Raw genomic sequence first — 7,801 nt, forward strand, 5'->3', positions numbered from 1 at the left:
CATTTACAACAATTTATCTAAAAGATAGACCACTCAGATTTTAACTCTTGTTATGAAACACCCTCTTAATGCACGTGTGAAATTGAGTTTTTACCGACGGCTTTCGTCTTCCTTTACGGCTTTGATGAAAATCTCGTTCATTGACGCCAGACTTTCGTTGATCCCGGCGAGGCTTACGGTCTCATTGGCGATTGCGATCGCATCGTGGAGACGGGCATCCTCGTTGAGGTGGAATGTCAGGCTTTGACGTCCTGACGCAGAGTCAGCCGCTGACATCTCGAATTCGCTGCCGACAGCCATGAGATTCTCCATTAGGCGGCGGCCGTCGCCTTCAAACAGCAGGTCGTATCGGTTGCCGAAATATTGACGGCGGATTTCCTCAACATTGCCGCTCAGGATGTTGCGGCTTTTGTTGATCAGTGTGATGTTGTCGCAGATTTCCTCGACCGATCCCATGTTGTGGGTCGAGAAGATGACTGTTGAGCCTTCATCCTTGAGCCGCAGGATCTCGTTTTTGAGAAGTTCGGCGTTGATCGGGTCAAATCCGGAGAAGGGTTCGTCGAATATCAGCAGTTTGGGCCGATGGAGCACAGTGATGATGAACTGCACTTTCTGGGCCATGCCTTTTGACAGCTCCTCAACCTTTTTGTCCCACCAGCTCAGAATGTCGAAACGTTCGAACCATTCGCGCAGCCTGACCACAGCATCCTGTTTTGACAGACCTTTAAGCCGAGCGAAGAAAAGAGCCTGTTCTCCGACTTTCATCTTTTTATAGAGACCTCTTTCTTCCGGTAGGTAGCCGATGTGACATACGTCGGCTTCTGTCAGTTGATGGCCGTCAAGGAGCACACGGCCGCTGTCAGGGGCCGTGATATGATTTATGATGCGTATGAGTGTGGTTTTCCCGGCGCCGTTAGGACCGAGAAGTCCGTAGACCTGTCCTTCGGGTACACTGAGAGAAACGTTGTCCAAAGCCAGATGAGAAGAATATGCCTTACTGACGTTTTCAACCGTTAGAATGTCCATTGTTTATAATCTGTGATAAGAATGTGAAGTTTTTTCTTCATTAGACGCAAATTTACCGAAAAAATTTCAGACCACTGTAACTTTTTGACTGAATTTGCGTCTAATGACGTATAAACCCATAGAAACTATCGTAAAATCAATCGATAAGCAAATTGGAAAAGGTCACCATGCGGCAGAGCGAAAGAGAATCGAGATTTATGAAGGTTGTCAATGACAGCCGTCAGCTTCTCTGTAAGGTATGCTATATGTATGCCACGGACCGTGACCATTTTCAGGATCTCTATCAGGAAGTTCTTGCGAACATCTGGGTCGGACTCGACTCGTTCCGCGGCGAATCCGCGATTTCCACCTGGCTTTATCGCACGGCGATCAACACATGTGTGACATTTTTCCGCCGCCACAGCTCTCATGCGGCCTCAATGACATCGCTTGACCTCGCAGCCGATCTTGAGGCTGACGACGGTGTCAGAATGGAACAGTTGCGCGAGATGTACCGGTTGATTTCGGATCTTGACAAACTTGACAAAGCCATTATATTAATGTGGCTTGACGAGAGGTCCTACGATGAGATCGCAGAGGTGACAGGTTTTACCCGCAACAACGTTGCAACCCGCCTTCACCGAATCAAACAGCGTCTCGCTGAAAACAGTCGGAAATGACCTGATAAATTGTCGAATCAACCCATTACAACATTTGAAATATGAATATTGACGATTTAAAAAGCAATTGGAATTCCATCAGTTTTCCTTCCGGCTACGGCGGTGTGCCGGAGACGGCTGAGCTGATGTCGCGCGTCAGAGCCGGTCGCGTCTCCACTCTTCGCGATCGTCTTGCTTCGATCAGTTTTGCTCTTACGATGCTTTGCCTGATGGGCGTTCTGATTATGATTCCATATTTCGCTGCTACGCCGACCCTTGCCATTCTGGCTATCTGTTTTTATATATTTATTGGAGGGATGCATTTTCGCAATTATCGGCGCGTCAGGAGGCTCAACTTTTCGCTGATGTCGACCCGTGAGGCCCTTCAGACTGTGTGTGCGATCGAAACATCGCGTGTCCGCTTAAAGGCCGTAGGCATGACACTCGCTTTCCCCCTGGTGTTGTACATGTGTTTCACTTTTTCTTCGGTCTATGGGTCGTATATGCTCTATGGCTGTCTTGCCGGAGGGGTGATAGGAGCCGCACTGGGACTGATCGTCAACCGCAAGTCCATGGCTATTATACGCGAGATGCGCCGTCAGCTCTCGGATCATTGAACAGGATCTGTTGTCCAGCCCATGAGGATGGCGGATGAAATTTTTTGCAGACTCTGAAAATCCATGTGATTTTTCTGCCTGATTAACCGAAAAAAATCTGTAAATTTGCAGAGAACTCACATTTCACTGCAATGAATAGCAAAAGTCTTGTATCAATCAGCGATATAGGCCGTGATGAAATAATGTCGCTTCTCGACACGGCCCGTCGCTTCGAGGAAAATCCCAATCGGCGTCTGCTTGAGGGACGCGTAGTCGCAACTCTCTTTTTCGAGCCTTCGACCCGCACTCGCCTGAGTTTTGAAACTGCTGTCAACCGGCTCGGCGGCCGTGTGATCGGTTTTTCTGACGCCAACACGACGAGTTCTTCAAAAGGGGAGACCCTGAAAGATACCATCAAGATGGTCAGCAATTATGTTGACATCATCATCATGCGCCACTATCTCGAAGGCGCGGCCCGATATGCTTCGGAGGTGACTGATGTCCCTGTCATCAATGCCGGTGACGGTGCCAACCAGCATCCGTCGCAGACAATGCTTGACCTCTATTCGATCTATAAGACTCAGGGAACTCTTGAGAATCTGACAATCACACTCGTCGGCGATCTGAAATATGGCCGCACTGTCCACTCGCTGCTGATGGCTATGCGCTATTTCAATCCGACTTTCCGTTTTGTCGCATGTGAGGAACTCGGAATGCCCAAGGAATATAAGATTTTCTGTGACGAGAACGGCATCCGTTACACCGAACACCGCGATTTCTCACAGGAAGTCATCAACAGCAGTGACATCATCTACATGACACGTGTGCAGCGTGAACGTTTCGCTGACATAATGGAATATGAACGGGTGAAAGACCTCTACAATCTCAACAATGCCATGCTCTCGGATGCCCGTCCGAACATGCGCATTCTCCATCCGCTTCCGCGCGTCAATGAAATCGCACAGGATGTCGACGACAATCCGCACGCCTATTATTTCGAGCAGGCCCGCAACGGCCTCTACGCCCGTCAGGCCATAATCTGCCGAGCACTCGGCATCGAAGCCTGACCTCTCCAATCCCGGTTTATCTAATTAATTTTCACTCGAAATAAACACCAATGACTGTTTCAAAGCAAGAACTCGCAGTAGCTGCATTGCGCAACGGCACTGTGATCGATCATATCCCCTCGGCCTCTCTCTTCAAGGCTGTCAGAATTCTCGGTATTGAAAATCTCACCGGTGCCGTCACCATCGGCTGCAATCTCGACAGCAAAAAACTTGGAACAAAGGGCATCATCAAAGTCGCCGATGTCTTTTTCCCGGAATCGACGCTTAACCGCATAGCGCTGATAGCCCCGACAGCAGTGGTCAACATTATCCGCGATTACGAGGTGGTTGAAAAATTTCCTGTCTCGCTTCCGGATACGATTGTCGGCATTGTCAAGTGTGGCAATCCCAAGTGCATCACCAACAATGAGCCGATGCGCACACGCTTCCATGTCGTAAACCGTAAGGATGTCACCATCAGCTGCCATTACTGCTCGCAGGTGGTTAAGAGCATCGACGCCAAAATTATCTGACAGACAGATGAAGATATCCTGGAAACCCGGTACGATGGTCTATCCGCTTCCTGCTGTCATTGTGACCTGCGGGACCGAGAGCCACAGCAATATGCTGACTGTCGCATGGACAGGCACGATATGTACCAATCCCGCCATGTGTTACATCTCAGTTCGCCCGGAACGTTATTCCTATCCTCTGATCAAGGAGCAGATGGAATTCACCATCAATCTGACCACGGCGGCAATGGCCCGTGCGACAGACTGGGTTGGCGTACGTTCAGGCCGTGACTATGACAAGTGGAAAGAAACAGGTCTTACTCCGGGCAAGGGCGAAAAGGTCGCCTGTCCCTACATCGTTGAATCACCTCTGTCAATCGAGTGTCGCGTCAAAGAGATTGTCAGACTCGGCAGTCATGATATGTTTATCGCCGATGTTGTCAATGTGCTTGCCGAGGAGAGCCTGATCGACCCTGAAACCGGAGCTTTCGATCTTGCCGCCGCAGGTTTGCTGAACTATTCCCACGGCCATTATTTTGAACAGGGTCCTGAAATCGGCCGTTTCGGCTGGAGTGTAAAGAAAAAATAAATTCACCCCCAATATTTATATCAAGGTATGAAAGAAGACAAATTAATCTTCGACATCATTGAGCGCGAGCATCAGCGCCAGAAAAAAGGAATCGAACTCATCGCATCTGAAAACTTTGTAAGTGATCAGGTGATGCGCGCAATGGGCTCGTGTCTCACCAACAAGTATGCCGAGGGCTATCCCGGCCACCGTTATTATGGCGGCTGCGAAGTTGTTGACGAGGCCGAGAGCATCGCTATCGAGCGTCTTAAAAAACTCTTCGGTGCTGAATGGGCCAATGTGCAGCCTCATTCGGGTGCTCAGGCCAACATGGCTGTCTTCATGGCTTGCCTCAACCCCGGCGACAAGTTCCTCGGTCTCAATCTGAGCCACGGCGGTCATCTCAGCCACGGAAGCCCTGTCAACTTCTCCGGCCTTGTATTCCAAGCTCTTGAATACAATGTGGACCGTGAGACCGGACGCGTTGACTATGAGCAGATGGAAGAAGTGGCCCGCCGCGAACGTCCGCGCCTCATCATCGGCGGTGCAAGTGCTTATAGCCGTGAATGGGACTATGCCCGCATGCGTCGCCTTGCCGACGAGATCGGTGCTATTTTCATGGTCGACATGGCCCATCCCGCAGGTCTGATTGCCGCAGGTCTTCTTGACAATCCGGTTAAATATGCTCACATCGTGACTACCACAACCCACAAGACCCTCCGCGGTCCCCGTGGAGGTGTGATCATGATGGGTCAGGACTTCGAAAATCCCTGGGGCAAGACAACTCCCAAGGGCGTTGTCAAGATGATGTCTCAGTTGCTTGATTCTGCCGTGTTCCCCGGCGTGCAGGGCGGTCCGCTTGAACATGTCATCGCAGCCAAGGCTGTGGCTTTCGGCGAAGCTCTTGCTCCGGAATTCCGTGAATATCAGCTCCAGGTACAGAAAAACGCAGCTACTCTTGCCGGCGCTCTCGTAGAAATGGGCTATGATATTGTTTCCGGAGGCACTGACAACCATTGTATCCTTGTTGACCTCCGCAGCAAGTTCCCCGAACTCACCGGTAAGGTTGCCGAAAAGGCTCTTGTGCAGGCTGACATCACAGCTAATAAAAACATGGTGCCTTTCGACTCCCGCAGTCCCTTCCAGACTTCAGGTATCCGTCTCGGAACTCCCGCCATCACTACCCGCGGTGCCAAGGAACCGCTCATGCTGGAGATTGCAGAGATGATTGACACTGTGCTTCGCAATCCGGAAAGCGCTGAAAACATCGCCGCAGTACGTGCAAAGGTCAACGCGACAATGCAGCCGTATCCGATGTTTGCCTACTAAGCCGGCCTGTTCTTTAAATAATTTATATCAATGATGCGCAATGCGGAAAGACAAACCGCATTGCGCATCATTGTATTTTCGGAGTTGACAAAAGATCTGTGTTGTTATTATTGTTGGGATGTTTGTTGCAATTTGCTAATAAATTGTGTCAAATTGTTTGATTTGTTTGCTAAAATGCTTTAAAATGTTTAGTTTTGCAAACGCTTTAACTAAAATGTATCGTATCATAAATTTTTAATAGAAAAGGATAAATGAATTTACATTACTTGCAATTTTCACTTGTCCTGTCAGGCGCAATGGCTGTGACGGTCGCGGCGATGGCAGAAGACAAGTTGATCGTCACAAGTACTGACAGCAAGCAGGCCTCGCTTAACCTTGCAGAAATCAGTCAGATTACTTTTGATGGTGACAAGATGACGGTGACAACCGCTGCCGGTGATTTTGATTACCGGCTCGGCGACATTGACAATCTCAGTTTTGATCTTGAGGCAAGTTCGGTTGACAATATCGAACTCTCACTGCGTAAAGATGTCAGTCTGAGCATCAGTGGTGGCATAATCTCAGTCACAGCACCCACAGCTCAGCCGCTCAATGTCGCAGTCTATAATCTTAAAGGTGTCCTTGTGGCTCGTCGGTCAGGCTTTGAGAATGTCAGCATTGATTTCAATCCAATGGCTGAAGGTGTCTACATTGTAAAAGCCAATGGCAAGACAATCAAGTTTATCCGTTAAGCGATACTAAAAATTGATTTATACTAACAATTGATACTACTCAGATAATGAAAAAATATTTACTCCCCTCTCTCCTCCTTTGCGCGGCTTCAGCTTTCGCCCAGTCCTCTCCCTACACTCTTAATATCATCCTTAAAAACGGCGACAAGTTCCAGTATAGTGTCGCTGACATCGACCGTCTTACATTTGATGGCGAAGAGGAGACTCCGGAACCAGCCGAAGTAGTGGCAGTGCCTGTCCCTGCTGATTTTTCGACCGGTTGGGTTCAGAAAGTAATGTGCGGTGACAGGCAGGTGGCTGAGATCGCGAAAGAATATATCTCTTCTGTCGGCAAGCAGGTTGTTGTCGTTTATCCGATCGGCGCTGACGGTCGTGCTGACCTTGCAAATGGACTGACATCGACAGGCGCGACAGTTGTCTGGGATCGGAAAAGCAACACGGCGACAGTCGGCGCGGAAGGTGATGCGCTCTCCATGGTCTATGTCGCAGACGGGAAGATAATTCCGTCATATAGCGGCGAGAGCCTTGAAGCGACTGTTGTGGCTGATGTCATCACTGATAATCGTGGACTTTTTGACCGCAACACTTATAAGATTGTAAAGATCGGAACACAGTACTGGATGGCAGAGAATCTCCGTGCCACCTGTTTCCGCGACGGCTCGTCGATAACATCCATATCGTCAGGCGATAACGCGGCATGGAAAGAAAACAAAAGCGGCGCCTACCTTGCAAGTACAGACTATGATTGGCTTAAGTTTGCAGGCTACATGTATAACGGCTATTGTGTGACAAGCGAGAAAGGAATCGCGCCTGAAGGATGGGAAGTTCCGTCGACTGATCAGCTGAATAAATTGCGCACGGCAGGCGGTGCCGTTGCCAATAATTTCAAGGCTGCTGATTTTGGTATGTGGGGCGAAGGAATGACCGGAAACAATATTACCGGATTTGATGCCATCGCCACAGGTACGTATGTCAATGGCGACATCACCGGATTGTATTCCGATACATATTTCTGGGGTTCGACTGTCTCCACCAGCTGGCTGAAAGTCGAGGGGCTCTGCACCCTGCGTGTCAACGGCAAAGCAGCGAAAGTTGTAGTGAGTGGCGCTGACGATTGCCATGCCTATATCAACGGTCATGTTATACGCTGCGTCCGCAAAGATTAAGAGCTTGTTTTTAAACACCCTCTGATTTTTGCGTCCGCTGAAAACGGTGGATTGCAATTCGATAATGACTAATAAAAGGAGCTGCTCCAGTGATCTGAGGCAGCTCCTTAAGTTTGTTCGCCCGACATGGGCATAATCTAACGGGTGCAAGTCCCGAGCGCGCCCCGATAGCGGGAAGCGCATAGTCCG

General features: G+C 49.4%; 9 protein-coding genes. 8 read left to right on the forward strand and 1 reads right to left on the reverse strand.

The genetic code is table 11. The features are described 5' to 3' along the window. Positions 1–90: 90 nt before the first annotated feature. Positions 91–1,026, reverse strand: coding sequence for an ATP-binding cassette domain-containing protein (locus K2H17_RS07690; protein WP_300133396.1), 936 nt, complete (start codon positions 1,024–1,026; stop codon positions 91–93). Between the two features lie 197 nt (positions 1,027–1,223). On the opposite strand from K2H17_RS07690, the gene K2H17_RS07695 reads away from it, so the two are divergent. The 8 genes from K2H17_RS07695 (at position 1,224) to K2H17_RS07730 (ending at position 7,612) form a co-directional block, all read left to right on the forward strand. Next, positions 1,224–1,685, forward strand: a complete 462-nt coding sequence (locus K2H17_RS07695; protein WP_300133397.1) for a sigma-70 family RNA polymerase sigma factor — start codon at positions 1,224–1,226, stop codon at positions 1,683–1,685. A gap of 41 nt (positions 1,686–1,726) precedes the next feature. After that, positions 1,727–2,281, forward strand: coding sequence for a hypothetical protein (locus K2H17_RS07700; protein WP_300133399.1), 555 nt, complete (start codon positions 1,727–1,729; stop codon positions 2,279–2,281). Positions 2,282–2,412: 131 nt separating this feature from the next. Further along, positions 2,413–3,327: an aspartate carbamoyltransferase gene (pyrB, locus tag K2H17_RS07705; RefSeq protein ID WP_300133402.1), complete on the forward strand. Its 915-nt coding sequence runs from the start codon at positions 2,413–2,415 to the stop codon at positions 3,325–3,327. 50 nt (positions 3,328–3,377) lie between these two features. Next, positions 3,378–3,839, forward strand: a complete 462-nt coding sequence (pyrI, locus tag K2H17_RS07710; RefSeq protein WP_300133405.1) for an aspartate carbamoyltransferase regulatory subunit — start codon at positions 3,378–3,380, stop codon at positions 3,837–3,839. 7 nt (positions 3,840–3,846) lie between these two features. Beyond that, positions 3,847–4,407, forward strand: a complete 561-nt coding sequence (locus K2H17_RS07715; protein ID WP_300133407.1) for a flavin reductase family protein — start codon at positions 3,847–3,849, stop codon at positions 4,405–4,407. A 27-nt stretch (positions 4,408–4,434) separates the two neighbouring features. Then, entirely contained in the window at positions 4,435–5,715 is a 1,281-nt protein-coding gene (glyA, locus tag K2H17_RS07720; RefSeq protein ID WP_300133410.1) for a serine hydroxymethyltransferase, read from the forward strand. 251 nt (positions 5,716–5,966) lie between these two features. Further along, complete coding sequence (locus K2H17_RS07725) at positions 5,967–6,446, forward strand: T9SS type A sorting domain-containing protein (protein ID WP_300133413.1); 480 nt, start codon at positions 5,967–5,969, stop codon at positions 6,444–6,446. Positions 6,447–6,493: 47 nt separating this feature from the next. Continuing rightward, positions 6,494–7,612: an FISUMP domain-containing protein gene (locus tag K2H17_RS07730; protein WP_300133415.1), complete on the forward strand. Its 1,119-nt coding sequence runs from the start codon at positions 6,494–6,496 to the stop codon at positions 7,610–7,612. Positions 7,613–7,801 lie beyond the last annotated feature (189 nt).

It is taken from the genome of Duncaniella sp. (assembly GCF_029054785.1).
Lineage (GTDB): Bacteria > Bacteroidota > Bacteroidia > Bacteroidales > Muribaculaceae > Duncaniella.

What these genes read in the sequence shown, in the direction of transcription:
- K2H17_RS07690 (WP_300133396.1), bottom strand. Translation starts at nt 1,026, where the DNA reads ATGGACATTCTAACGGTTGAAAACGTCAGTAAGGCATATTCTTCTCAT.
- K2H17_RS07695 (WP_300133397.1), top strand. Translation starts at nt 1,224, where the DNA reads ATGAAGGTTGTCAATGACAGCCGTCAGCTTCTCTGTAAGGTATGCTAT.
- K2H17_RS07700 (WP_300133399.1), top strand. Translation starts at nt 1,727, where the DNA reads ATGAATATTGACGATTTAAAAAGCAATTGGAATTCCATCAGTTTTCCT.
- pyrB (WP_300133402.1), top strand. Translation starts at nt 2,413, where the DNA reads ATGAATAGCAAAAGTCTTGTATCAATCAGCGATATAGGCCGTGATGAA.
- pyrI (WP_300133405.1), top strand. Translation starts at nt 3,378, where the DNA reads ATGACTGTTTCAAAGCAAGAACTCGCAGTAGCTGCATTGCGCAACGGC.
- K2H17_RS07715 (WP_300133407.1), top strand. Translation starts at nt 3,847, where the DNA reads ATGAAGATATCCTGGAAACCCGGTACGATGGTCTATCCGCTTCCTGCT.
- glyA (WP_300133410.1), top strand. Translation starts at nt 4,435, where the DNA reads ATGAAAGAAGACAAATTAATCTTCGACATCATTGAGCGCGAGCATCAG.
- K2H17_RS07725 (WP_300133413.1), top strand. Translation starts at nt 5,967, where the DNA reads ATGAATTTACATTACTTGCAATTTTCACTTGTCCTGTCAGGCGCAATG.
- K2H17_RS07730 (WP_300133415.1), top strand. Translation starts at nt 6,494, where the DNA reads ATGAAAAAATATTTACTCCCCTCTCTCCTCCTTTGCGCGGCTTCAGCT.